Here is a 1,964-nt window from a genome sequence, read left to right on the forward strand (position 1 = left end):
GGCCTTTTTGCGGCGCTTCACGCCCATCAAACAAACCCCAAGCTACATATCACCATCGCAGTTAAAGGTCTTTTAGGAAAATGCGGATGTACCCGAATGGTGCAGGGCGGTTACAACGTGGCGCTTGCAGAGGGTGATTCGGTTGAGCGTCACTTTATGGATACGATTGAGGGTGGCAAATGGCTTTGTGATCAGGATTTAGCATGGACATTAGCTAATATTGCAGTTGAGCGTATTCGTGAGTTAGAAAACGAACTGGGTTGCTTTTTTGATCGCAATCCCGATGGTACGATTCATCAAAAAGCCTTTGCTGGCCAGACCTTTGACCGCACTGTACATAAAGGTGATTTAACTGGAATTGAAATCATTAATCGCTTAGCAGAACAGGTATGGGCGCGTGGTATTCATCGCCTGGAGGAGTACCGTGCGGTTGAATTAATTCATAGTGCAGATGGAAAATCCTTGGCAGGCGTCTTAATGCTGGATATGCAGACTGGTGAATTTACCTTGGTTCGCGCTAAGGCTGTATTACTCGCTACGGGTGGTGGCCCCACAATGTACAAGTACCACACTCCATCAGGTGATAAGAGCTGTGATGGGCTTGCAATGGCACTACGCGCAGGTCTAGTCTTGCGGGATATGGAGATGGTGCAGTTTCATCCAACGGGGCTATTAGCTGGGCCTGGCACGCGCATGACAGGTACCGTATTGGAGGAAGGCTTGCGCGGCGCTGGTGGTTACTTGTTAAATGGCAACAAAGAACGATTTATGGGTAACTACGACGCCCGAAATGAGCGGGCAACCCGCGATATTGTCTCGCGCTCGATTAATTCCGAGATACGTGCTGGACGGGCAACACCAAATGGTGGTGTGTATATTCAGATGAGTCATTTGGGTCCAGATACTGTGCGTAAGTTATTTAAGGGTATGGTTGAGCGTTGCGCTGATAGCGGCTTTAATTTGGCCGAAGATTTGGTGGAGGTAGTGCCAACCGCCCATTACATGATGGGTGGCGTCGTCTTTCGGGCGGATTGTAGTACTGACTTGCCAGGCTTATTTGCAGCTGGCGAGGATACTGGTGGCGTTCATGGAGCCAATCGACTGGGTGGTAATGGCGTGGCAAATTCAACCGTGTTTGGTGGCATTGCGGGCGATGAGATGGCCAAATGGGTTACTAATAAATCCTTACTCGAATGCAATATGAATGAGGTTGCTACTAGCATTCGGGCGCATAAAGCCCCGCTTGAAAAGCCGCCCGGCGATATTGAAGTGATTCGAGATGCATTGGCGGAGGTAATGTGGAATGACGTAGGTATCTCTCGTACACAAGAGAGCTTGCAACGTGCCCGCGTGAAGTTGGATGAACTAGATCAATCCCTTCATCAAATGGGAGTGGGCGATTTGCAACGTGCATATAACTTGACTTGGCAAGACTGGATGAATTTGCGTAATCTAATCTTGGTCAGCAAATCAGTCACTGAGGCTGCCATTTCTCGAGAAAATTCAAGAGGGGCTCACTACCGAGAAGATTTTCCTTTGCCGGGCGATTTGGAAACCTCCTATTTCACGGCGGTTCAGTTACGCGATACTAATCTCACCATTGAAAATAAACCAGTTCGCTTTAATTTAGTGAGGCCTGGCGAGACAATTCTGGTGGAAGAATCTGCTTGAGAACCATATAAAGCCAATAGGACATTCCTATTTTTGAGGTCCTCCAACCCCTTTCAGTAACGCTTGCGGTACTTATCATTTTTTGCGCCTATTTTATTTTCGGCGTGTCTGGATTTGGATCTTCTATTGTGGCTGTACCCTTACTGGTTCAGCTATATCCATTGACAACTGTAGTGCCAATGATGGTCATCATGGATATTTGTGCCTCTTTTTATCTAGGCAGAAAGTCATCCAAAGATGCGGATAAAAAGGAGCTGCTTTGGCTTTTTCCATTCACTTTGGTAGGGATGTTT

The 1,964-nt window shown here is 47.5% G+C and carries 2 protein-coding genes; both read left to right on the top strand.

Features of this window, described 5'->3' with window-relative positions; genetic code table 11:
• The coding region (locus B7Y67_RS16410; RefSeq protein WP_293599547.1) for an FAD-binding protein at positions 1-1,671 on the top strand (1,671 nt) is incomplete at its 5' end.
• 77 nt (positions 1,672-1,748) lie between these two features.
• Positions 1,749-1,964: TSUP family transporter (locus tag B7Y67_RS19545; protein ID WP_367227299.1), on the top strand; the 216-nt coding region annotated here is incomplete at its 3' end.

Source organism: Polynucleobacter sp. 35-46-11 (assembly GCF_002281105.1).